This is a genomic window from Mesorhizobium sp. M0848, assembly GCF_040319805.1.
In the GTDB taxonomy this organism is placed as follows: Bacteria; Pseudomonadota; Alphaproteobacteria; order Rhizobiales; family Rhizobiaceae; genus Mesorhizobium.
Genome location: NZ_JAMYOM010000010.1, coordinates 172,521 through 195,110, shown reverse-complemented (window position 1 = coordinate 195,110; position 22,590 = coordinate 172,521). Strand labels below are relative to the sequence as shown.

Annotated in this window: 19 protein-coding genes and 1 pseudogene; 11 read left to right on the top strand and 9 right to left on the bottom strand. The window is 62.5% G+C overall.

The features are described from left to right. Window positions 1–25 precede the first annotated feature (25 nt). A complete protein-coding gene (locus NKH95_RS14185; RefSeq protein ID WP_352891796.1) occupies window positions 26–1,036 on the top strand; it encodes an ABC transporter substrate-binding protein in 1,011 nt (336 codons plus the stop codon). A 38-nt stretch (window positions 1,037–1,074) separates the two neighbouring features. Here the strand turns inward: NKH95_RS14185 and NKH95_RS14180 are convergent, their stop codons facing one another. Then, a complete protein-coding gene (locus NKH95_RS14180; RefSeq protein WP_352891795.1) occupies window positions 1,075–1,500 on the bottom strand; it encodes a hypothetical protein in 426 nt (141 codons plus the stop codon). A 98-nt stretch (window positions 1,501–1,598) separates the two neighbouring features. Here NKH95_RS14180 and NKH95_RS14175 point away from each other — a divergent pair, with 98 nt between their 5' ends. From NKH95_RS14175 to NKH95_RS14140, 8 genes are all read left to right on the top strand, one after another. Continuing rightward, window positions 1,599–2,627 (top strand): putative B6 ABC transporter substrate-binding protein, encoded by a 1,029-nt coding sequence (locus tag NKH95_RS14175; RefSeq protein ID WP_128305802.1) that lies wholly within the window; start codon window positions 1,599–1,601, stop codon window positions 2,625–2,627. A 78-nt stretch (window positions 2,628–2,705) separates the two neighbouring features. Beyond that, on the top strand, window positions 2,706–4,274 hold the full coding sequence (locus NKH95_RS14170; protein WP_352610527.1) for a putative B6 ABC transporter ATP-binding protein: 1,569 nt from the start codon (window positions 2,706–2,708) through the stop codon (window positions 4,272–4,274). After that, the gene (locus tag NKH95_RS14165; protein ID WP_352891794.1) at window positions 4,271–5,368 is read left to right on the top strand and encodes a putative B6 ABC transporter permease subunit 2; all 1,098 of its coding nucleotides are present in this window, start codon (window positions 4,271–4,273) and stop codon (window positions 5,366–5,368) included. The genes NKH95_RS14170 and NKH95_RS14165 overlap by 4 nt, the downstream gene beginning before the upstream one ends. A gap of 2 nt (window positions 5,369–5,370) precedes the next feature. Next, window positions 5,371–6,306, top strand: a complete 936-nt coding sequence (locus NKH95_RS14160) for a putative B6 ABC transporter permease subunit 1 (RefSeq protein ID WP_352891792.1) — start codon at window positions 5,371–5,373, stop codon at window positions 6,304–6,306. A gap of 47 nt (window positions 6,307–6,353) precedes the next feature. Continuing rightward, complete coding sequence (pldA, locus tag NKH95_RS14155; RefSeq protein ID WP_127290290.1) at window positions 6,354–7,160, top strand: 4-pyridoxolactonase; 807 nt, start codon at window positions 6,354–6,356, stop codon at window positions 7,158–7,160. Window positions 7,161–7,186: 26 nt separating this feature from the next. After that, window positions 7,187–8,365, top strand: a complete 1,179-nt coding sequence (gene ppaT, locus NKH95_RS14150) for a pyridoxamine--pyruvate transaminase (RefSeq protein ID WP_352891791.1) — start codon at window positions 7,187–7,189, stop codon at window positions 8,363–8,365. 38 nt (window positions 8,366–8,403) lie between these two features. Then, on the top strand, window positions 8,404–9,150 hold the full coding sequence (gene pldH / locus NKH95_RS14145; RefSeq protein WP_352721711.1) for a pyridoxal 4-dehydrogenase, SDR-type: 747 nt from the start codon (window positions 8,404–8,406) through the stop codon (window positions 9,148–9,150). Between the two features lie 95 nt (window positions 9,151–9,245). Then, window positions 9,246–10,082: a sulfite exporter TauE/SafE family protein gene (locus NKH95_RS14140; protein WP_352891790.1), complete on the top strand. Its 837-nt coding sequence runs from the start codon at window positions 9,246–9,248 to the stop codon at window positions 10,080–10,082. A gap of 21 nt (window positions 10,083–10,103) precedes the next feature. Here the strand turns inward: NKH95_RS14140 and NKH95_RS14135 are convergent, their stop codons facing one another. Together NKH95_RS14135 and NKH95_RS14130 are read right to left on the bottom strand one after the other, a co-directional pair. Next, a complete protein-coding gene (locus NKH95_RS14135; protein ID WP_023809921.1) occupies window positions 10,104–11,453 on the bottom strand; it encodes an HlyD family type I secretion periplasmic adaptor subunit in 1,350 nt (449 codons plus the stop codon). Beyond that, entirely contained in the window at window positions 11,450–13,219 is a 1,770-nt protein-coding gene (locus NKH95_RS14130) for a type I secretion system permease/ATPase (protein WP_352891805.1), read from the bottom strand. The genes NKH95_RS14135 and NKH95_RS14130 overlap by 4 nt, the downstream gene beginning before the upstream one ends. A gap of 469 nt (window positions 13,220–13,688) precedes the next feature. On the opposite strand from NKH95_RS14130, the pseudogene NKH95_RS14125 reads away from it, so the two are divergent. After that, window positions 13,689–13,869: pseudogene (locus NKH95_RS14125) on the top strand (IS21-like element helper ATPase IstB); the annotation flags it as partial. A 506-nt stretch (window positions 13,870–14,375) separates the two neighbouring features. Then, window positions 14,376–16,442: a hypothetical protein gene (locus NKH95_RS14120; RefSeq protein ID WP_352891789.1), complete on the top strand. Its 2,067-nt coding sequence runs from the start codon at window positions 14,376–14,378 to the stop codon at window positions 16,440–16,442. Between the two features lie 334 nt (window positions 16,443–16,776). Here NKH95_RS14120 and NKH95_RS14115 read toward each other — a convergent pair whose 3' ends face one another. The 6 genes from NKH95_RS14115 to NKH95_RS14090 all read right to left on the bottom strand — a co-directional run bounded on the left by NKH95_RS14115 (window position 16,777) and on the right by NKH95_RS14090 (window position 22,574). After that, window positions 16,777–17,418, bottom strand: coding sequence for a response regulator transcription factor (locus tag NKH95_RS14115; protein WP_352792918.1), 642 nt, complete (start codon window positions 17,416–17,418; stop codon window positions 16,777–16,779). Window positions 17,419–17,595: 177 nt separating this feature from the next. Continuing rightward, on the bottom strand, window positions 17,596–17,958 hold the full coding sequence (locus NKH95_RS14110) for a EutQ-related cupin domain-containing protein (RefSeq protein WP_164893115.1): 363 nt from the start codon (window positions 17,956–17,958) through the stop codon (window positions 17,596–17,598). 2 nt (window positions 17,959–17,960) lie between these two features. Beyond that, a complete protein-coding gene (locus NKH95_RS14105; protein ID WP_352440328.1) occupies window positions 17,961–19,394 on the bottom strand; it encodes an NAD(P)/FAD-dependent oxidoreductase in 1,434 nt (477 codons plus the stop codon). Then, complete coding sequence (locus NKH95_RS14100; protein WP_352630108.1) at window positions 19,394–20,572, bottom strand: amidohydrolase; 1,179 nt, start codon at window positions 20,570–20,572, stop codon at window positions 19,394–19,396. The genes NKH95_RS14105 and NKH95_RS14100 overlap by 1 nt, the downstream gene beginning before the upstream one ends. Beyond that, window positions 20,569–21,378 carry an ABC transporter permease gene (locus NKH95_RS14095; protein WP_128306010.1) on the bottom strand — a complete coding sequence of 270 codons (810 nt, stop codon included), beginning with the start codon at window positions 21,376–21,378 and terminating at the stop codon, window positions 20,569–20,571. The genes NKH95_RS14100 and NKH95_RS14095 overlap by 4 nt, the downstream gene beginning before the upstream one ends. Further along, on the bottom strand, window positions 21,375–22,574 hold the full coding sequence (locus NKH95_RS14090; RefSeq protein WP_164893116.1) for an ABC transporter permease: 1,200 nt from the start codon (window positions 22,572–22,574) through the stop codon (window positions 21,375–21,377). Before NKH95_RS14090 ends, NKH95_RS14095 begins: the two co-directional genes overlap by 4 nt. Window positions 22,575–22,590: the final 16 nt, after the last annotated feature.

Below are 22,590 nucleotides of genomic sequence, written 5' to 3'. Positions count from 1 at the left end.
CCAACGTCACAAAAGGGAACAAAAAATGCTGAGACGCTCACTTATCAAGGCCGCTACCTTGGCGGCGTTTGTCGCAGCACTCGGTTTCTCCAACGCGGCTCTGGCGGCCGATAAGGTCAACGTCCAGCTCGACTGGGTGGTGCGTGGCAATCACGCCATGTTCTTTGTCGGCAACGAAAAGGGCTTCTTCGCCAAGAACGACATCGATGTGGCCGAGATCCGCAAGGGATCCGGCTCGCCGGACGCAATGCGGCTGGTGGGCAATGAGAACGCGGATTTCGGCTTCGGCGATCTTCCCACGCTTGCGGTCGCACGGTCGCAGAATGTCCCGGTCGTGGCGCTGGCGGCCGTCAATCAGCACTCGCCGCTGGGGATCATTTCGCTGGCCAAGACGCTGAAGCTCACCAAGCCGTCCGACCTCAAGGGGCTGACCATCGGCATTCATCCGGCCGGCTCCACCTACATCTTCTTCAAGGGCTTCCTGGCCGCCAACGGCCTGACCGAAAAGGACATGACGCTGAACAGCGTCTCGCCTCCCTATGAAAGCTATCTGCTGCTTGGCCGGGTTCAGACGGTCGTCGGCTATATCGATGCCGAGGTTCCCGAACTGGAGGCTAAGGCCGGAGGCCCCGGCTCGCTCAGCATCATGATGGGGGCGGACCATGGGTGGAAAGCCTATGGCTCGGGCCTGTTCACTTCGCAAGCGATGATCAAGGACAAGCCGGATGTCGTGCGCCGCTTCGTCAAGGCATACAGGGAGGCGTTCGACTATGTCGTGGCTCATCCGGAAGAAGCTGCCGAGATCACGGCCAAGGCAGCGCCCGGCTATGCGGACAAGAAGGACGTGCTGCTGGCGCAGATCAACGCCGACATCGCATCGACGTTCAGCAGCGCCGACACCAAGGAACACGGTCTCGGCTGGATGACGAAGACGCAGTGGGAGGAGACCCTCAAGACACTGACGGACCAGGGCGTGCTCAAGGCGGCTCTGTCGGCGGACGACGTTTTCACCGACGCATTCCTGACAAAAGAATAAGAGGTGCGCGGTGTTCGAACGGAAAGCTCGATGAGCGCCTACCGGCAGACCAGGCTGTCCTGCGCCATGGCGCAGGACACATCACGCTCGCCTTTCGCCGCATCGGTGCGGTCGAGCGTGACCTGCACGCGGGTGGCATATGCTCGGCTCGCCAGACCGCACCACAGCCGCTCGACGGGCAGGTTCTCGCGCTTGTCGTTGAGGATCGTGAACGTGCCGGTCTTCGCATCGAACCAGAGCTCGACGCGAGCGCTCTTGCCTGGCTCGATCGTTGCGATCCCGGCTGAATACCAGTGGGCGAAGTCGGCGTTGCAGGAGAGGCCTTCGCTGCCCGCATTCGAAATCGTCAACGGAACCATGTCGAGCCCGTCAGTGCCGGTGCGGACGGTGACATGGTGCAACTCAACCGCGTTGGCGAAGGACGACAACGCCAGCATCACCGGAAGGGCATAACGGATCTTCACTTTGCCTGAGCTCCAATGTAATTTTTCCTCGGCAGTCTATCTCGCTTTCGCGCAATAACAATAAGAATATTGATTGGTGAAACAACAGAGAGGGTAACATGTTAAAGCTTCTTAAGAGCAGTGTAAGTGCAGTTATATTGACCGGTGTCTTGATGAGCGGCGCGCTTGCCGGCGAGGTCAAGTCGATCGCCATCCTGACGCCCGAAGAAGGCACGGACTATGGCTGGAACCAGCAAGGCATCGACGCCGCCAAGGCGGCAGGCAAGGCCGCCGGCGTCGAAGTGGTCGTGGCGCAGGGCCTCGGCTATGGCGACGTTCGTCCGACCCTGCGGGAGCTTGCCTCCGACGGCGCCAGCCTGCTGATCGCTCATGCCAGCGGCTACAACACCTCGGCGCCCGAAATCGCCAAGGAACTGAAAGTTCCGGTGGCGATCGTCGACACGCCAGCCGGCCTGGAGAAGGGCCTCGTCGCCGACTACACGCTGAGCGGCCACGAGGGTGCCTATCTGGCCGGCCGTCTCGCCGGCAAGGTGTCGCGTTCCAAGTCGGTCGGCATCGTCGTCTCGGGCGAACCGCCATCGTGGAATTCGCAGTCGGCGGCGTTCGCACAAGGCGTGAAGGCGGAGAACCCTGACGTCAAGATCACCTATGCGGTGATCGGCCCTGCCGCCTACAGCGACGCGGCCGGCGGCAAGCGCGTCACCGAAAGCGTGATCGCATCCGGTGCCGACATCATCTTCGGCCAGGGCAACGGTTCGAGCTTCGGCATGCTGCAGGCGGTCGAGACGACCAAGGCAGCCGATGGCGGCAAGGTCTATTTTATCGACGTCATCGGCGACAAGACACCGATCGACAAGGGCTTCCTGCTGTCGTCGGTGGTGTGGAACATCGAGCCGGTCTATGCGGCGATGATTGCCGACCTGAAGGCCGACACGTTCGGCACCAAACACTATACGATCGGCCTCAAGGACGACTCGGTCAAGCTGCTGAAGACCGCTGCGATCCCGGACAATGTCTGGACGGAAATCCAGGCGCTGCGCGAGGACGTCATTTCCGGCAAGATCAAGGTCGAGCCGGTCTATGACGCGGCCGCCGTAAGGGCACTGATGACCAGCGTCGCCCAGTAAGGCGATCACGGTCAACTGCCGGAGGGGTGATCCGTTCACCCCTCCGGACGATTCCCGTTTTTTTGGTGCTGGGCTTTCATGAGCGGTTTTTCTTCATCGTCCGTTGCCGGGCGCGACATCGTCGCGCTTGAAGGCGTGACCAAACGGTTCCCCGGCATCGTTGCCAATGACAGCGTCGACCTGTCGATCCGCCCGGGCGAAGTGCATGTGCTGCTGGGCGAGAACGGCGCTGGAAAATCGACACTGATCGGCATGTTGTCCGGCCTGCAGCAGCCGGACGAAGGACGCATACTGGTCGACGGCAAACCGACGCCGATCACGTCGCCGCGCCATGCGCTGGCACTCGGCATTGGCACCGTATTCCAACACATGATGCTGGTGCCGACGCTGACGGTGGCGGAGAACCTCCTGCTTGGCGGGCCGTGGTGGCAGCGCCCCAGGACCGAGGAACTGGCGGCGCGCGTCGCCGAGATCACCGGCACGCTCGGCATCACCGTCAAGCTTCAAGCCAAGGTATCGGAGTTGTCGCTCGGTGAGCAGCAGCAGGTCGAGATCCTGCGCGCGATGCTGCGCAACAGCCGGCTGCTCATCCTTGACGAGTCCACCTCCATGCTGACGCCGAAAGGTATCGACGAACTGGGCGCGCTGATGCGCCGCCTTGTCGAGCAGGGCCTGGCGATCGTCTTCATCACCCACAAGCTCAAGGAGGCGGCTGCCTTCGGCGACCGCATCTCGGTGCTGAAGCTTGGCCGCAAGGTCGGAGAGATCCCGCCCGAGCGGTTTCGCGCCCTGGGCGAACAGGAGATCGTCTCGGAGATCGTGGAATTGATGTTCGGTAAGCAGAAGGATGATCCGGAAGCCGTCGAGCGTCCTGTCCGCACTGCCCGCGCCGGAACGGCCCCGCTGCTTCAGGTCGCGGATCTCGCGGTCGCGCCGACCGACAATGCGCCGGGCCTGTCGTCGATCTCTTTCGACATCCGCCCGGGCGAGATCCTGGGCATAGCCGGCATCGACGGCAACGGCCAGAAGCAGCTGGCGGAAGCGCTGGCCGGCCAGCGTACAGCCGCCAGCGGCTCGGTGCGGCTGGACGGCGCCGCCATCGAGACGCTGAGCGTCGGCGAGCGCCGCCGGCGCGGCCTTCGCTACCTGACCGACGACCGGCTGGGCGAGGGCACTGTCGGCACCTTCCCGGTCTCGATCAACTTCTTCCTCAAGCAGGTCGGCGCGGCCCCGTTCTGGCGCAACGGCGTCGAGCAGCGCGCGGAGATCGACAAGCGCGCCACCCAGCTCGTGCGCGAATATGACGTGCGTACGCCGAGCCTGAAGACGCCCGTCGCGCGGCTGTCCGGCGGCAACATCCAGAAGGTGCTCCTGGCACGGGAACTGGCTGAAGGCGCCAAGGTGGTGATCTTCAACAAGCCGACCTATGGGCTCGATCTCGCCAACACATTGGCGTCGCGCCAGCGCATTCGCGACACGGCGGCGCGTGGCCTTGCCGTGCTGCTGATCTCCACCGACCTCGAGGAATTGCTTGGTATGTGCGACAGCATCGCCGTCATCGCAAACGGCGCTTTGGTCGGCACCGTCGAGAACGTAGACGACGCCCGCACGAAGGTCGGTCGCCTGATGATCGGACTTGCCGCATGAGCATCGACACCGCACCCACGGTCAGTGCCACCGCACTCGATGCCACGAGCGGGGCTGTGACGCGCCGCGACATCGCGCACCGGCTGCTGATGACGCTCGGCCCGATCTTCATCGCGCTGGTCATAGCCGGCTGCATCCTGCTTGCCGTCGGCGTCGACCCGCTCGCCTATTATGGCTTCGTGCTGGAGAAGGGACTGTTCTCGCCGCTCGGCATCCAGCAGACACTGACGCGCATGGCGCCGTTGCTGTTTCTTGCCGCCGGCCTGATCGTCGCCTTTCGCGCCGGCATGTGGAATCTCGGCGGCGACGGCCAGTTCCTGCTTGGCGCGGTGACGGCGGCTGCCAGCGCTCCCGTGTTCGTGCAGATCATGCCAGCCTGGCTGGCGCTGTTCTGCTCGTTCTTCATCGCCATGGTGGTGGCGATGATCTGGTCGCTGGTGCCGGCCCTGCTGCGTGCCTATCAGGGCGTCAACGAGATCATCACCACGCTAATGATGACGTTCCTCGGCACCTCGCTCGCCAATGTGCTGGTCAAGCTGGCGTTTCGCGACCCAAGCACGACCGTGCCGCAGACCCGTACGCTGCCGGTGGAAGACCGGTTGCCGCGCCTGTCCGAAACGACCATCACCAGCGGCTTGCTGCTTGGGCTGGCGGCGATCGTGATCGTGCATCTGGTGATGACGCGCACGGCGTTCGGGCTGAAGCTGAGGATCGTCGGCGCCAATCCACGCGCGGCGGTTCACTCGGGGCTCGGCGTCCCCGGCCTGACCGTCGCCGTCTTCGCCATTTCGGCCGGGCTGGCCGGCCTTGCCGGCGCCGTCGACATCATCGGCGTCCAGGGCAATGTCCGCGCCGACTGGAATCCCGCCTATGGGCTTGCCGTGATTCCCGCCGTGTTTCTCGCCCGTATGAACGGCTTTGCGGCAATCGGCTTCGTGTTCCTGCTCTCGGTGCTTTCGATCGGCGGCGAGAGCGCGGCGCGCCGGCTCGGCGTGCCCAATCATTTCACTCTGGTGCTGGTTTCCATCGTGCTGATCGTGCTCGCGCTCGCCGAATATTTCGATCACCGATACAACCAGTCGCGGAGGGCCTAGGCATGACCGTGCTGTTCAGCGAAGTCTTTCTCAGCGCGCTGCTGTTCGGCGCTGTCACCGCGGCGATCCCGCTGCTGCTTGCCGGGCTCGGCGAGCAGATTTCCGAGAAGGCGGGCGTGCTCAATATCGGCATCGAAGGCATGATGCTGGCCGGCGCCTATCTCGGCTTTGTCGGCGCTTTCTATTCCGGGTCGCTGTGGCTAGGCTTTCTTACCGGTGCCGCCGGGGGTGCTGCGGTGGCGCTTGTCATGGCGCTGCTTTGCGTGCGCATCGGACTGAACCAGATCGTCATCGGCATCGCGCTGACCTTGGGGCTCGAGGGCCTGACGGCACTGCTCCACCATTTCCAGTTCTCACGCAGCTACCCGCGCCTGCCCGCGGCGGATGCTACCGTCATTCCGCTGCTTTCGGACATCCCGGTCATCGGGCCTGCATTCTTCAAGCATCATCTGATCGTCTATCTGGCGGTCGCGCTGGTTTTCGGCATGGGCTACATCTACCGGCGCACACAGCTGGGTCTCAATTTGCAGGCGGCAGGCGACAAGCCGGCCGCGCTCGATGTCGCCGGCATCGACGTCGTGCGGACCCGCACCATCGCCGTGTTGACGACCGGAGCGCTGGCCGGGCTCGGCGGCGCCTATCTCGCCAATGTCGGGGCTGGGCTGTTCATTCCGTTCATCACCAATGGCGCGGGCTTTCTCGGCATCGTGCTGGCCATGCTGGCGCGCGGTCGCCCGATCTGGGTGCTGTTCGGCGCGTTGCTGTTCGGCGTCTGCCTGTCGCTGACGACGGCCATGCAGGTGGCCGGCATCAACATACCGACCGACATCATCCAGATGCTGCCGTTCCTGGCGGTGATGATCATGCTGGTTCTGTTCGGCCGGCGCGCCAGCCTGCCGGCGGCGCTCGGCATTCCATACGAGCGCGGCGCGCGCTGAGCACAATTCATGCGCGGACGGGACCCGCGCCAATAAAGGAGGCAAGAATGTCGGATACCAAGGTCTACCTGCTCGACGGCGGCTCGCTCGTTCTCGACGGCTATCATGTGTTCTGGAATCGCGGCCCTGGCGGTGAAGTGCGCTTCCCCGTCTATTCGATCCTGATCGAGCATGCCGAGGGTCGGTTCCTCATCGACACCGGCTACGACTACGACCACGTGATGAAGGTGCTGCCGTTCGAAAAGCCGATCCAGGAAAAGCATCAGACCATCCCCGGCGCCCTGGCGCTGCTCGGCCTTGAGCCGAAGGACATCGACGTCGTCGTCAACTCGCATTTCCACTTCGATCATTGCGGCGGCAACAAGTATTTTCCGCATGCCAAGAAGATCTGTCATCGGACCGAGGTGCCGCAGGCCTGCAATCCCGAGCCCTTCGAACATCTCGGCTATTCCGATCTGAGCTTTTCGGCGGAGGCTGCCGAAGCGCGTGGCGCGACCGGACAACTGCTTGCGGGAACGACACGGGCGAACTCGACCTTTGAAGGCGTCGATGGCGACGTCGAGCTTGCCAGGGGTGTCCGGCTGATCTCGACGCCCGGTCATTCGATCGGCCATTACAGCCTGCTGGTCGAGTTCCCCAAGCGCAAGCCGATCATGTTCACCATCGACGCGGCCTATACGCAGAAGAGCCTTGAAACGCTGTGCCAGGCGGCCTTCCACATCGATCCGGTGGCGGGCGTCAATTCGATGCGCAAGGTGAAGAAACTCGCCGAGGACCATGGCGCCGAGTTGATGTACTCGCACGACATGGACAACTTCAAGACCTACAGGACCGGCACGCAATTCTACGGCTGACCCCCGCCAATCCGGAGACCAAGACGATGCGTTATCTCGAACATGCCGATCCGGTCATCACCCTGACCGCGGGGCCGGTGAACGCCTATGCCGAAGTGCTGCGCGGCCTCGGGCGCACGGTGCTCTACGACTACGACCCGGCGTTCCAGCTCTTCTACGAGGGTGTGGTCGACAAGGCGCAAAAGGCGATGCGGCTGTCGAACAAGCCGGTCATCCTGCATGGCGAGCCCGTGCTTGGCCTGGAGGCCGCCGCGGCCTCGCTGATCACGCCGGACGATGTCGTGCTCAACCTTGCCTCAGGCGTTTACGGCAAGGGGTTCGGCTATTGGGCGAAGCGCTATTCGCCACATCTGCTCGAGATCGAGGTGCCCTATAACGAGGCGATCGATCCGCAGGAGGTCGAGGCAATGCTGAAGGCGCATCCGGAGATCACCGTCGTTTCCGTCTGCCACCACGACACGCCGTCCGGCACCGTCAATCCGATCGACGCCATCGGTGCGCTGGTTTCAGCGCATGGCGGCTATCTCATCGTCGATGCCGTCTCGTCCTTTGGCGGCATGAAGACGCATCCCGAGGATTGCAAGGCCGATATATATGTCACCGGCCCGAACAAATGCTTGGGCGCGCCTCCCGGCCTGACGATGATGGGTGTCAGCGAGCGGGCCTGGGCCAAGATGAAGGCCAATCCCCTGGCGCCGCGCGCGTCGATGCTCAGCATCGTCGACTGGGAGCATGCGTGGTCGCGGGACAAGCCGTTTCCATTCACGCCGTCGGTCTCGGAGATCAACGGGCTCGATGTCGCGCTCGACCTCTATCTCAATGAGGTACCGGAGGCTGTGTGGGGGCGCCATGCACTCACCGCCAAGGCCATGCGCGCCGGCGTTGCCGCGATGGGTCTGTCGATCTGGGCTGCCAGCGACAGCATCGCGTCGCCGACCACGACCGCTGTCCGCACGCCCGAAGGTGTCGACGAGAAAGCGCTTCGCCAAGCCGTGCGCGCCCGTTACGGCGTCGTCTTCTCATCGGGCCGCGGCGAAACATTGGGGAAGCTGACACGCATCGGCCATATGGGTCCGACCGCCCAGCCGATCTACGCGATCGCGGCGCTGACGGCACTTGGCGGCGCCATGAACGCGGCCGGCCAGAAACTGGCGATCGGCAAGGGCATCGACGCGGCGCTGGCCGTGATCGACGCCGACGCTTGAACAGACATCACCAGATCACGAATTGAGGGAGCATTTTCATGACTGAACGGCTTGCGGGAAAGACGGCCCTGGTTACGGGCGCCGCGCAGGGTATCGGCAAGGCGATCGCCGCGCGGCTTGCCGCCGATGGGGCAACCGTCATCGTCAGCGACATCAATGCCGAAGGCGCCGGGGCGGCGGCCGCGGCGATAGGCGGAAAGGCGAGGGCGATCGCCGCCGACATTTCCGATCCGGCATCCGTCAAGGCACTCTTCGCCGAAATCCAGACCCTGACCGGGGGCATCGACATCCTGGTCAACAATGCCAGCATCGTGCCGTTCGTCGCCTGGGACGATGTCGATCTCGACCATTGGCGCAAGATCATCGACGTCAATTTGACCGGCACTTTTATCGTCAGCCGTGCCGGTACGGACCAGATGCGTGCGGCGGGGAAGGCCGGACGGGTAATCAGCATCGCATCCAACACCTTCTTTGCCGGCACGCCGAACATGGCGGCCTATGTCGCGGCCAAGGGTGGCGTCATCGGCTTCACCAGGGCGCTCGCTACCGAGCTTGGCAAATACAACATCACCGCCAATGCGGTGACGCCCGGCCTCATCGAGAGCGACGGCGTCAAGGCGAGCCCGCACAACGAGGCGTTCGGCTTCGTCGAGATGCTTCAGGCAATGAAAGGCAAAGGGCAGCCGGAACATATCGCCGACGTGGTTTCGTTCCTGGCCTCCGACGATGCGCGCTGGATCACCGGCCAGACGCTCAATGTCGACGCCGGGATGGTGCGCCACTAGCCAGAGCGCATCCCAAAAACGCTACGACCCTTCTGGGCGACCTGCATTTTGGGTCGCAACAGCGGATGAGCGCGGCCAATCAAAGGGAAATCACAGTGGACTTCGGATTCGACACGTCGGTTTTCGACGGGCTGACGATTGCAATGCTGATCGCCGGCCTGGCCATGACCGGAATTGCCTCCGGCGTGCTCGCCGGTCTGCTGGGAGTCGGAGGCGGCATCGTCATCGTTCCGGTGCTGTTCTGGGTGCTTAGCCTGTTCCACTTTTCGCCTGCTGTGATCAGCCATCTGGCGGTCGCGACATCGCTTGCGGTCATTATCCCCACCGCGATCTCGTCGATGCGGTCACACAACAGGCGCGGCAATGTCGATCGGCCTCTGCTCAATCTTTGGGGACCGGCGATTTTCGTCAGTGCCCTCGTCGGCGGCATCATGTCGAAATTCATCCCGGGCGCCGGCTTACGGCTGGTCTTCGGCGTCGTCGGCCTGCTGGTGGCCGTCAACATGGCGTTGCCGAAGCACCTCGTGATCTCCGATCACCTGCCGCAAAGCGGCTGGATCAACTGCGCGATCGCTGCTGTGATCGGCTTTGTCTCTTCGCTCATGGGAATTGGCGGCGGCACACTGTCGGTGCCGACGCTTTCCAGCTTCTCCTTTCCGGTGCATCGTGCCGTCGGCACATCGTCGGCGCTTGGCCTGCTTATCGCGCTTCCGGCAGTGGCCGGCTTCATCTGGTCGGGTCTTGAAATCGCCGGCAGGCCTCCGCTCAGCCTGGGTTACGTCAGCCTGCCGGCGGTTGCCATCATAGCGCCCATGAGCTTTCTGTTTGCACCCTTGGGCGCCAAGCTCGCCCACGCGCTCAACCCGCGCTACCTGAAACTTGCCTTTGCGTTCTTCCTGGCGATCACGGCCGGGCGAATGTTGCTTTCCTGAATCCGGTTCAGCGGCCTACGGCTATTTTTCCCGCATGGCCCGGCGGAAGTTCTGCGTGATCGGCTCGGCGAGATAAGAGAGCACGGTGCGAGCCCCCGTCCGGATCATCGTCTCGCTCGACATGCCGGGCAGTAGCTTGCGGCCCTCCAGCTTGGCGAGTTCGCTCTTGTCGATCAAAACGGTCGCGGCGAAATACGGTGCCCCGCTGCGCTCCTCAACCATGCGGTCAGCCGACACGATCTCCACGACGCCCTCGAGCGGCGGCAGGTTGTAGCGAGCGAACGCCGGGAAGCTGACGCGCGCGGGCTGTCCGGGGGCGATCGTCTCGACATCCTCCGGCTTGACCATGGCTTCGACCACGAGTTGCTGTCCGAGCGGCACGATCGTCATCAATGTCTCACCGGGTTTCACGACGCCGCCTGCCGTATGGACCTTCAGGTCCATGACGATGCCGTCAACCGGTGCGGCGACGTTGGTGCGGTCAAGCACGTCCCTGGCGGAGCGCTCCTGCTGTCCGAGGTCGAACAACTCCGCCTCGACCTTGCTCAACTCATCGACGGCCTGGTTCAGCCGCACTGTGTTGAGGTTCAGGATCTGCATATCAATCTCGGCCATGGCGCTTCCGGCACGGGCGATTGCGGCAATGTTGGTAGCGCGCTCCCCTTCGATCTCCCGCTGTTGGCGTCTGAGCAACAGGTTCCGTTCGCGGGTGGTCAGCCCTTTCTTGAGCAGACCCTCAAGGTCTTTGCTTTCGCCCTCGATTGCCTCGATCTGCTTGTCTTCGGTGACGATAAGCTGCTCCAGTCCCGTTATCTCTTCCTCGACCTGGTGACGGCGCTGGCCGAGAATTTCCCGCTCGTCCTTCAGATTGTGGTGCTTCGCGGCAAACACGTCACGCTGTGCTGCCACCGCGTCCTTCACGGCGGTGGCGGGGTTTGCGAGCAACGCCGGATTGAACTCGATCTCGGCCTTGCCGTCGCGCTCGGCCCTGAGACGGGCGGCCAGCGCCTCACGCGTTGCTATCCGGTTCTGGATCAGGTCGAGCTGCGCCTTTGCCTGCGTGTCGTCGAGCCGGACGAGGATCTTGCCCGCCTTGACGATATCCCCGTTGGCGGCGTTCAACTCCGCGATGATGCCGCCCTCGAGGTGCTGGATGAGCTTGCGGTCGCCGGCGACCTTGATAACGCCCGGCGCCACAGCGGCGCTGTCCAACGGCGCCAGCGCCGCCCAACCCCCGGCCACGCCGAAGAACAGGAACATGATCGCGAACCCGGTGCAGGTCACGCCGGTGAGACGCAGCGGCACCGGTTCCAGCAGCGAGGGCGGAGGAAGGGGTAGCGGCACGACGTTCAATCCGGGGGGGCGGCTCATGCTTCCTTGACCTCTTTGATTTCCTTGACCACTTCAAGGGCTGGCAACTGGGCCGCTTTGGGCAGATGGGCCACCTTGCTGACACGGTTGGCGAGTTCGTTGAAGACATGGTCGCGCGGCCCGAAGAGATCTTGCTGACCTCTGTTGAGCACCAGTATCTTGTCCATCTTGTCCAAAAGGTTGGGGCGGTGCGCGATCAGGATAACGGTTGTGTTCGTGGCCTTGGCCACGCCGAGAGCAGCAATCAATGCCTCCTCGCCCTCTCTGTCGAGGTTGGAATTGGGTTCGTCGAGGATAAGCAGCGCGGGGTCGCCGTAGAGTGCCCGCGCCAGCCCGATGCGCTGGCGCTGCCCGCCTGACAGGACGGCGCCGGATTCGCCGATCTCGGTGGCGTAACCCTTCGGCAGTCCCTTGATCAGTTCGTGGACTCCTGCCAACTGCGCGGCCTCGACCACCTTGTTGAAGACCGCCGGGTTGAGCGTCGCGAAGCGGCAAATATTTTCGGACACGGTGCCGGCGAAGAGTTCGATGTCCTGCGGTAGGTAGCCGACATGACGGCCACGGTCTTCCGCCGCCCATTGGGCAACATCCGTTCCGTCCAGCAAGGCGCGCCCCGCGGACGGGCGCCAGGCACCGGCGAGTATGCGCGCCAGGCTCGTCTTGCCGGCCCCGCTCGGGCCGATCAACGCCATCGCTTCACCGGGCTCCAGGCGGAAGTTGATGCCTTTCAGGATATGCTCGCCACCCTGTCGGGCAAGCACAAGGTTCTCGGCCTCGAACCTGCCTTTCGGTCGTGGTAGCGGAAGGGCCGGTGTGGCCTCCCGGTGCTGTCCGGCCACAGCGGTGAGACGCCGGTAGGCGGCACGCGCCCCAACCGTCGCCTTCCAGGTTCCGATGGCTTGCTCGACCGGCGACAATGCGCGGCCCATCAGGATCGAGGCGGAGATCATGATGCCTGGCGAGGCCTCGTTGCGAAGGACCAGATAGGCGCCAAGGCCGAGTATGGCCATTTGCAGGGCCAGCCGGTGACAACGCGCGATGGCCGCGATAACGCCGCCACGGTTGGCGGCAAGAACCTGTCCTCTGTTTGCCTCGTCCTGCTGTGCCTTCCAGCCCTCCATCAGTGGCTTTAGCATACCCATCGCCTGGACGACCTCGGCGTTGCGGATCGCCGCCTCGGCCTGCACATAGGCCCGCGACTGCGCACCCGAAGCCTCGGTTAAGGGCTTTCGCGTGACGTATTCGTTGAGCAGCGCCAAAGCGAACAGGACGATCCCGCCGCCGAGCGCCAGCCATCCAAGCCATGGGTGCATGACAAAAATGGCAGCGAAAAACAGCGGCGCCCAAGGCGCGTCGAGGATCGGGAAGATGCTCGGGCTGGTGAAGAAATTCCGCACCTGGTCCAGATCGCGCAGCGGACGGGCGTTGGCCTGACCAGGCGCCGACGCGGCGTATTCCACCGATGCGGTCAGCAGAACCGGTCCCAAGCGCGCGTTCATCCATGATCCGACCTTGGCCAAAAGACGCCCGCGTATTACTTCCAGCCCGGCGAGCGTCCCGAGCGCGGCCGCCGCCATCAGCGACAGCATCACCAGCGTCTCCAGGCTGTGGCTGGACAGCACGCGATGGTAGACCTGGAGCATATAAAGCGCCCCGGTCAGCATCAGCACGTTGATGCCTCCGCTGAACCAGATCAGCGGCCGAATGGCGCGTTTGATCTCTTTCATCACCACCTGCAGGGCAGGGGGCTGTTGCTTGGTTTTCATCGCTATTTCTCTGGTGTGCGGAGTGACATCCGGCGCAAGGGATTGCAGTGAGGCCAGCCATGAGCTGCTATGGTGGGTGCCATCGAGATTCCCCCTTTTTGAACGCATCAAGAAAAGGGGATCCCCATCCCCAGATGCCCTAAAGCGCTGAATTGCGGCCTTTGATCCTCGATTGTGGCGCCGCCGAAGAGGAGGCGTCCATTCCCGGTTCGATAGTATTGAGGTCAATGTCCGCACCTGATCGAACGATATATATCTTTCGATAGATCAGGCTGACGCAGGCGCTGCGGTGGGTATCACGGCCGATGCCATCACGCGGCTTTCCGGCCCCCTTTGCCGCTTCATGTCGATGCCAGTTGAGAGTGGGGTGTCAGAGGAGGCCCGTTCCTGGACGCTCAGCGCCTTTGCCATGCCCAGGCCAGCTCCGCCCGGCTGCCGAGGTGCAGCTTCTCGTAGACGTGATAGGTGCAACGTCGTCGATCTGCTCAACCAGCTCAAGACCGAGCGTCGCGCCGGCAAGCAGGGCCGCGTCGCCGACTATCTCACCCGCCTCGGCTTCGTCGTCCTCGATGAACTCGGATCGTCTCACGCATCACTGTGAGATCATCGAGACTGTCAATGAGTCCCGGCGCTTCAAGAACCGCGCCTGATCAACACAACACGGCCAAGCTCATCCGCGCTCGCCAGGCTGCGCAACCCGATAAGCTCCGGCGAGCGCTAAGCGACGTGCCCTACATAAAGGGGGACGCCGATCGGGGCCAGTTTTGCAAGGCGTTTGACACGTATGGTTTGCTCCGGGCGCGGGCATTCACTACGGCGCTTCTCCGCCAGGTCAATATTCCCATTTATATTGACGCCGGCGACCCTATCGAAAACGATATATATCGTTCGATATAGGTCATAATACTACCAGACGGAAAGTTGACTTGCCATCCTTAGGCTGCGCCAAATTGACCCCTGAGCATCTGGGGTTTGTTAGCATTTCAAGTGGCATCTCAAGTGATGGCGGACGGGCAATCGTAGCTTTCTACGCCTCCGGAACTTACGCACGTCAAGGCGTGCTCTGTTCCGGTTCTCGAAATCCACCATTTTCGGCGCGCCCTGACCTAATCCCAACTGACCCTGGAACAGCTCGATCACAATTGGGAGGAAGATTATGACTACGATTACCGCCACCAATCTCGTTCTCGACGAGCAGATCGGCGTACAGACCGTCACCGATGATAACGATGTCCTCCTCGACCAGACGCTGAGCGACGCGCTCACCGCTCTCGGCGTGCTTGGAATCAGTCCTACCGACCCCGCGACAGGCTTCCCGCAGGTGGCCGTCAACGCCGCTCTCCTTGACACAACCGGAGCGACGGATCTGGCGCTGTCGATCCCCGCTGACGGCACGTCGAGCGGCCTCTTTACCGTCGACGGTGTGGAAATCTTCCTCTACAACCAAGACGGCATCATTTATGGGCGCGAGGCCGACGGGAATGGTGACGCTGATCCCGCTGGCGCCTTGGCGTTCGCGGTTGCGCTTGACGAGACTGACCTCTCCTCGGCGCAAATTTACCTCATTCAATACGAACCGCTGCAGCACAACGCTCCTGGTGATCCTCCTGTCATTGACGATGACGACATCCTGTCATTTGCCCAGGGCAAGATCACACTGGATGTAACGACCACCGAACTCGTAACGACGTTTCAGCCACTCGACTTCGCGTCGATCCCGGCAGGCAGCCCGCAGGAGACGCTCACGGTTGCGACAGCCGATCCCACTGACAGCCACAGCGCCAAGTTTGATGGCATCATCTTCCCGGCAGGTCCGGTAGGTACAGTCACTGATCCGACGACCATCAACAAGAACCCCGGAACCAATGATGATCTGAACCCCGACTCCATCGGCTTCGGTGTGAAGGGCGGCCAAGCCTCTCAGTTGAATCAAAATGAGGGCTTCTTCGTTCAAGACGCGGCCTGGACCTCTGGTGATGAGAACGAGATCGGCGGCATCCGGTTCGACATCCAGGGCATAGGCGGCGTGAAGAGCGTCAACATCGAGTGGTGGGCTGTCGATAATGGGGTAGTAGTTGCAACAGGCTATGACACAGTAAGCTTACCTGCTGGCAGCGCCGTCTTCGAGAATTACACGATCGAACCGAATGATAGCGTCGATCAAATCTACGTTCGATTTTTCTACGACACGAAGGCAAGCACCTCCGGCGTGCGCGTTGAGAACCTCGAAGTCGCGTTCCCGTCAACGACCGAGGTGACGGTCGTCAACCACGAGGATCTCGGGACGCACCTCGTGTTCGAGGACGCCGGGCCGACGTTCGACGGCATCACTGGTGATGCAACGCCGTTCCAGGTCGGATTGGCCGCCAATCAACAGGACACAGGGACGTTCGACCTTACTCCGGGAGCCGACGGCTCACACGTCACCATCACCGGTTTCACCGATCTCGGTGGCACTGCCATCACGGAGACCCTCACCAACGACGGAACCACGCTGACGTACCACGACGTGGCCACCGATACGGACCTTTACCAACTGAACGTGACCGACTCGGGGTACACCTTCGACGTGCTCTTCACACCCCAGGGCGAGCAGTCCGACCTCAACTTCAATGCGATCAAGTCGGGCGGTCCCCAGGAGACCTTGACAGTACCCACGGTGGATAACACCGGCAGCATCGTCTTTGACGGCCTGATTTTCCCGAGCGGGACGGTGGTCGATCCAACGGCAGTCCCAACCAATTCCGGAACCAATGATGATCTGAACCCCGATGCAGTTGGTTTCGGCGTGAAAGGCGGTCAGGCTTCGCAGATCAATAACAACGAGGGCTTCACCTTCTCCACTGCGGATGGGTCTGACATCAACAATCTAACCTTCGCGGTCGCAGGAATTGGAAACATCAACGCCATCACGGTAGAATCGTGGCTTTACGACGATGGCGGCAATCTGATCGATCACACCATCGAAGATGTTACTGGCTTGCGCTCGGGCAATCAGATCGTGACCATTGATGACGATGGTGGGCAAGCCTTCGACACGGCCTATGTTCAGTTCCACGTCGGCGGTGCCAACTCGGGTGTTCGCATCCTCGACTTCTCGACGAGCATCGAGGGTCCGGTTGACGATCAGCCGTTCGAATTCACTCTGGCAAACACCGACCTCGACGGGGATGCTGCTACGCAAACACTGAGCATCCTCGCAAGCCAGGACTTCATCGTTTGATGACGTTCTCGTAGCCTTCATTAGCTTCAACGCAGGCGATCCGGCCCCCTTCGAGGGGCCGGTCGTTCAAGACACCAAGGCTCTGGACTCAAACCAGGCGACACGCAAAGCGGCGGCTTGCGGTGTATGCTGTGGCGGCTTTCCGACAACCAGCCTCTTTGGCTGAAGGAACCGGAGGAGGGGAGAGCCAGCAACCGCCAAGCCAATCTCCAATGCCCCGGTTATCAGGCGGGTCGGACCGAGAGCAGGCTGTCGCAATCGCGGCCGATGCCATCGCGCGGCTTTCCGGCCCGCTGCCGGCCTCACGTCGATGCCCGTTAAAAAAGTGCTGCTTTCAGAGGAGGCCCGTTCCTGGGGGGGGGGCGAGGCTTTTGCCGTGCGTTATCCAGGCCAGTTCCGCCCGGCCGCCGAGGTGCAGCTTCTCGTAGACGTGATGCAGGTGCATCTTCACCGTGCCTTCGGATAAATGCAGCCGCTGCGCGATGGTCTTGTTTCGCAGCCCGCGCGAGACGAGATCGGCGATCTCGGTCTCCCGCCCGGTCAGCCGGGACATTGGCTGCGGCTGCGACCCGGGCATCAGCAGTTGCTGGACGATCTTGTTGTCGATCCACTTCTTGCCCGCCGCCACCGCATTCACGCATTCGATGAGAAAGCGGTGGCTGATGCCGTCCAGAAACAGGCCGTCGACGTCGAGCGTCTGTATCTCCTTGACATCGAGCCTGCCGGTTGGCTGCACGATGAAGATGATGCCGAGAGCGCTGTTGCCGGCCTTCAGCCGTGAGGAGAGACCTGATGTTTGCTGGTCCGCGAGATCCACGCCCACGATGACGATATCAGGCTGATGGCGCTCCACATGAGCGAGAACGTCCACAGGGCGGCGACACTGGGCGACGACATCGTGTCCAGCCTTCTGCAAAACCCATTCCAGACCGGCGAGATATACCCCTCGCGGGTCCGCCACGACCAACGTCGACATGCGAACACCGTCCGTAAAAAACGCAACGAACTTGGTTAAACACCCGTTAAATCAGGAAACCAGAGCCCAGGCAGATTGTCAAGGAATAGCTAATATGCATGTTGCTATAATGACAATCCGCCGTCTGCCAGGCGGATCGGCGCCGTAAAAAGCCAACCTATGATATGCCTGTCACTTTCAAGGTTCTAACGTCCCTTGCCGCGCGGCCCAGTCGTACGGGTACAGGCAGTAAAAATAGCCGGTGCGTTCGGTTGCGATGTATTTCAGATGCGTGCCATTGGGCAGCCAGACGATGTCGCCAGGGCGGCATTCGTGGCGGCCGTCATCCAGTTCGATCGTCAGCGTGCCTTCATGGATGAACAGCACCTCGTCATAGGTCACGGTCCAGTCGATCGAGGCGTTCTCCAGATACTCGATGCCACCGCCCATGGTCCGGCTGATCTCGGCATTGATCACGCGCGCGATCGACGACGTTCCGGTCGGCGTGACTGATGGCTTCAGAGTCAACTCGCTGTGCTTGAAAATCTTGGCCTTGGACATCGTCATCCTTTCTTTGCGCGAAGATTGGCTTTGGAGGGAGTGACGCCGGACGGAGCCATCCCGGCGAGCCATCTCGTCACCGGATCCAGCTTGCGCCCGGCATGTTCGAGATCGTCGCGCCGACGCACCGCGCCACGGACGAAATGCGCACCGACGAAGCGAAAGGGTTCGGGCGGGAAACCGCGCGCCACCGGACGCACCAGCGCCGAATGCGTCAGTTCCGATTCGCCGTCAGTCAGCAGGCCGGTGAGGATCTCGCCGCCGATATAAGCCATTGTCGTGCCATTGCCGGAAAAGCCGTAGCCGTAGACGACATCGCGGTTAGCGGGCAAAGCGCCGAACAGCGGCACGCCGCTGACCGTCCGGTCGATCGGGCCGTTCCACGATGTCTCGAGCGGGAAATCGGCGAGCGCTGGGTGGCCATCCCGCAGCGCGCGACGCATTTCGGCGACCCGTGGCGACAGGCCATGGAAACGCTGGTCGACGATGCCGCCGAAGCCAATGACGCCACCGCTGACGCCGACGGACAGCCGACCATCGCGCGTCGGAGACCAACCGCCAACGAAGACGCGGGAATCGATCATCAGCGGCGCCCGGCGGTAGCCGACCTTGTCGAGAAGGTCTGGAATGGGCTGTGACATGGCGTCGTCGCTGGAGATGTTGAAGATCGCAGGGGCCAGTTCCGGAATCGCGCCGGACCAGGCATTCATGGCAAGCACGACCTTGCCGCAGGACACAGTTCCTTTCGCCGTTTCCACCGTGAGCTTGCCACGTCGTGAAAACCGCTTCATCGGCGACTTTTCATAGATCCGAACGCCGCGGTTCAGCGCTGCACGACGCAGGCCGCGCACCAGGAACCCTGGATGCACAGTTGCCGACGAAGCGTCGAACGCACCGCCAAGGTGGCTCGTCGTACCGGCCATCGCCGCGATCTCAGGGCGCGAAACTCGCCGCGCCGGAACGTAGCCATGCGCTGCCAGCTTGTTTAACGCGTCGTCCCAGGCGCCAAGCTGTGCTTCGCACGTAGCGCCCCAGATCCAGCCGATGCGATCGAACCAGGCGTCGATTGCCTCTGCCTTGCAGAAAGCCTCGATGCCGCCGATCGCGGCTTCGGATGCCTTGATGATCGAAAGCGCGTCGTTTCCGTCGCGCAGCGCGGCAAGCGCGCTGTATTTGGTCCATGCCGAAAGCACCATTCCGGAATTGCGGCCGCTCGGGCCACCACCACAAATGTCGCGCTCTACAATGACAACATCGAAGCCTGGATTGTGCTGCTTGAGGCGAATGGCGGTCCACAGTCCGAGATACCCGCCGCCAACGATGCAGATGTCGGCCTGCGTTGTCTCTTCGAGCGGAGGCGCAAGGTCCGGGTCCTCGGGCAATGCCTGCCGCAGCCAATGGCTCCGCCAGCGGATGTCTTTTTCCGGCAACTGCATCACGATGCGCCTGCCGCGGACAGGCGGCGCTCCACCAGCCTGACCCAAAGACTGGCGCCCATCGGCAGGATAGCGTCGTTGAAATCGTAATTGGTGTCGTGCGCGGCGGCCTGGTGCGCGTCGTCCGCCTGGCCAAGCAAGAAATAGCAGCCCGGCCGCTGTTCCAACATGTAGCAGAAATCTTCAGAACCCATCTCGGGAGGCGGATCGACGACGAGACGTTCCGAGCCCATCACCTCGTTCGCAATCGCGATCATCGCGTCGGCTTGCGCCGGAGTGTTGATCGTCGGCGCGAAGGGCGTTTCGTAGCGAATATCGACGCTGGCGCCAAAAGCTTCAGCCTCGTTTTTCGCGATGCGGCGGATTGCCGTCTCCAGCGTCTTTTGAACCTGATGGTCGAAGGTGCGCACGGTGCCGGTCAGAAACGCCGCATCGGGGATGGTGTTGAAGGCTTCGCCGGCGCGCAGGCCGCCAACGGTGACGATTGCCGGAGAGTGCACATCGGTCAGGCGTCCGGGCAGGGCTTCTATCGCCAGCAGGATGCGCGCGGCGCTGGGAAGTGGATTGATCGCAAGATGCGGCATCGCCGCATGGCCGCCCCTTCCATGCACGACGATCTCGAAGCGATCGGCCGCCGCTGCCACCGTCTCATGGTGGACGGCGATCTCGCCCAGCGGCCGTTCGCAATTGTGCAGCGCGTAGACTTCATCGCAGGGGAAACGCTCGAAAAGGCCCTCATTCAGCATGGCGAGTGCCCCACCTCGGCCCTCCTCGGCCGGCTGGAAAATGAAATGCACGGTGCCGGCGAAGTCGGGCGAGCGGGCAAGCGCCGAGGCTGCGCCGAGCAGCATCGTCGTGTGACCGTCATGGCCGCAGCCATGCATCCTCCCGGGAATGCGGGACGCATGCGGCAGCGGCCGCGCCTCGGTCATCGGCAGGGCGTCCATGTCGGCTCGGATGCCAAGCCCGCGACCAGCGCCGAGCCTGCCCCTGAGCGTACCCACGACGCCTGTCCGACCGACGCCTTCGATAGTCTCGATGCCCCACGAGCGCAGTTTGTCCGCCACGAAACGCGCCGTCTCGAACTCTTCGAAGCCGAGTTCTGGATTGGCATGCAGATGCCGCCGCCAGGCCGTCATCTCTGTCTCCAACTGCTGCACCGATGGAACCAGTCTCATGCCGATGCCCTTGCGCGGAGAGTTTGCGAGCGGCTCTGAAGGATGGCGATGACACCAAGCAGGGTCGCCGAGAAGGCGATCAGCAGCACAGCGACGGCCGCGATAGCAGGGCTGATGGACTCGCGAACCCCGGAGAATATCATGCGAGGCAAGGTTCGCTCCGCGCCTGTCGAGAGGAAACTTGCGACGACGACTTCGTCGAAAGAGATGATGAAGGCGATGATGGCCCCTGTAATGACGCCCGGCGCTATCAGCGGCAGCACTACCTTGAAGAATGTGCGCATGGTGCCGGCGCCGAGCGATGCCGCCGCGCGAACCAATGTCCGGTCGAAGGTCGAAAGGCTGGCGACGACAGTCGTCAGCATCACAGGCACGGCCATCGCCGTATGCACCAGAATGATCGATAGCTTGTTGCCGACGAGTCCCAGTGTGGCGAAGAATGAAAAGGCCGCGACGCCGACGATGACAACCGGCGTCACCAAGGGCGCGGCGATGACCGCGTAGAGGATCCGTTTGCCGGCAAAATTGCCCCAGGCGAGTCCGATCGCCGCAGGTATGCCGAGCAGCAACGCCAGAACCGTGGTGGATATCCCGATGACGATCGAGTTCCACAGCGCGTTCGGCCAACGCTGGTCGACCCACAGTTCGGCATACCAGCGCAGCGACCAGCCCGGCGTCGGAAATGCCAGCGAATTGCTCGAGGTCAGCGACATAGGGATCACGATCAGCAGGGGTAGGATGATGAACGCCAGCAACGTCGCCGCATAGGCATACATCAGCCACTTCCGGAAGCGGTCGGCGCTCATGCGACATGCGCCTTGCGGCGGAAGAGGACGGACGCCGTCCAGAACAGCAACGCAAACAGGACGAGGATCATCAGCAGTTGCAGCGAAAGCGCTGCACCCATGCCCCAGTTCAGTGTGCTGTTCGTGTAGAAAGCTATGTAGCTGGAGATCATCTGGTCGGTCGGCCCGCCGACAAGCGTCGGGGTGATGTAATAGCCGAGAGCGAAGACAAAAACGATCGCCCCGCCAGACAGGATTCCTGGCAGGATCAACGGCAACTGCACGCGGCGCCATGCCGTGAGCCACGGCGCACCCAGCGAAAGTGCCGCGCGCATGTAGGTGGTCGGAACCCGCCGCATGACAGCGACGACGGAGAGCACCATCATGGGCAGCAGAACCTGAACCATCGCCAAATAGAGCGAAAAGCGTGTGTAAATGAGATTGAGCGGCTCGCTGACGATGCCGAGGCCAAGCAGCGTGGAATTCACGGGTCCGTTCTTCTGCAGCACGATAATCCAGATGACGGTGCGCACCAGCAGCGATGTCCAGAGCGGAAACAGGATCAGCGCGAACATGAGCTTCGACCAGGCCGGCGGCGCGCTGACAATTGCCTGCGCCAGCGGCACGGCGAGCACCGCGCAGATGACGGTCACCACGATGCTGATCCAGATCGTGCGCAGCAGCGCGTCGACGAAGATGGCGCGGTCGGCGGAAACGGCTTCGATCGAATTGTCCGCGCCTCGCTTCAGGTCCAGGCTCGCAAGCAGATAATAGTCCGTTCGCGCGCTTTGTTGACGCGCGATGACCTGCCAGAGATCGATGTCTTTCCAGCCGGCCTGTTTGGAGAGCACCTCGTCGCGCACGGGACGCATAGTCAGCTTGCCGTCGGCCGCATCCTTTGCCGTCTTGATGACGAGGAAACGGCTGCCGACGACGCGCTGGTTCACGAGTTGCGCCAGGACGCCTTCCTTCCCGGCGCGCCGCGCGTCGGCCAGGTCCTCGACGAGTGCTGCAAAGACGGGTTCGCCAGGCAGGCCGCTATCTGCTTTCCAGCCCGCCAGAGCGGCAATTGTACGCGGCAGGTTGTTCGAGAAATCCGAGTTGTCGACGGCCAGAGCGAGGAAGCGCGCCACCGGCCACAGAAACAGAATGACGACGAACAGGATAAGCGGGGCCGTCAACAGGGCGAGCATGCCGCCCCGTTGACGCCGCTTCATAGCCGGCTTTGCCCCG

Coding starts and splice junctions, on each gene's coding strand:
- NKH95_RS14185 (WP_352891796.1), top strand. CDS start 26: ATGCTGAGACGCTCACTTATCAAGGCCGCTACCTTGGCGGCGTTTGTC.
- NKH95_RS14175 (WP_128305802.1), top strand. CDS start 1,599: ATGTTAAAGCTTCTTAAGAGCAGTGTAAGTGCAGTTATATTGACCGGT.
- NKH95_RS14170 (WP_352610527.1), top strand. CDS start 2,706: ATGAGCGGTTTTTCTTCATCGTCCGTTGCCGGGCGCGACATCGTCGCG.
- NKH95_RS14165 (WP_352891794.1), top strand. CDS start 4,271: ATGAGCATCGACACCGCACCCACGGTCAGTGCCACCGCACTCGATGCC.
- NKH95_RS14160 (WP_352891792.1), top strand. CDS start 5,371: ATGACCGTGCTGTTCAGCGAAGTCTTTCTCAGCGCGCTGCTGTTCGGC.
- pldA (WP_127290290.1), top strand. CDS start 6,354: ATGTCGGATACCAAGGTCTACCTGCTCGACGGCGGCTCGCTCGTTCTC.
- ppaT (WP_352891791.1), top strand. CDS start 7,187: ATGCGTTATCTCGAACATGCCGATCCGGTCATCACCCTGACCGCGGGG.
- pldH (WP_352721711.1), top strand. CDS start 8,404: ATGACTGAACGGCTTGCGGGAAAGACGGCCCTGGTTACGGGCGCCGCG.
- NKH95_RS14135 (WP_023809921.1), bottom strand. CDS start 11,453: ATGAGCCGCCCCCCCGGATTGAACGTCGTGCCGCTACCCCTTCCTCCG.
- NKH95_RS14130 (WP_352891805.1), bottom strand. CDS start 13,219: ATGAAAACCAAGCAACAGCCCCCTGCCCTGCAGGTGGTGATGAAAGAG.
- NKH95_RS14120 (WP_352891789.1), top strand. CDS start 14,376: ATGACTACGATTACCGCCACCAATCTCGTTCTCGACGAGCAGATCGGC.
- NKH95_RS14115 (WP_352792918.1), bottom strand. CDS start 17,418: ATGTCGACGTTGGTCGTGGCGGACCCGCGAGGGGTATATCTCGCCGGT.
- NKH95_RS14110 (WP_164893115.1), bottom strand. CDS start 17,958: ATGTCCAAGGCCAAGATTTTCAAGCACAGCGAGTTGACTCTGAAGCCA.
- NKH95_RS14105 (WP_352440328.1), bottom strand. CDS start 19,394: ATGCAGTTGCCGGAAAAAGACATCCGCTGGCGGAGCCATTGGCTGCGG.
- NKH95_RS14100 (WP_352630108.1), bottom strand. CDS start 20,572: ATGAGACTGGTTCCATCGGTGCAGCAGTTGGAGACAGAGATGACGGCC.
- NKH95_RS14095 (WP_128306010.1), bottom strand. CDS start 21,378: ATGAGCGCCGACCGCTTCCGGAAGTGGCTGATGTATGCCTATGCGGCG.
- NKH95_RS14090 (WP_164893116.1), bottom strand. CDS start 22,574: ATGAAGCGGCGTCAACGGGGCGGCATGCTCGCCCTGTTGACGGCCCCG.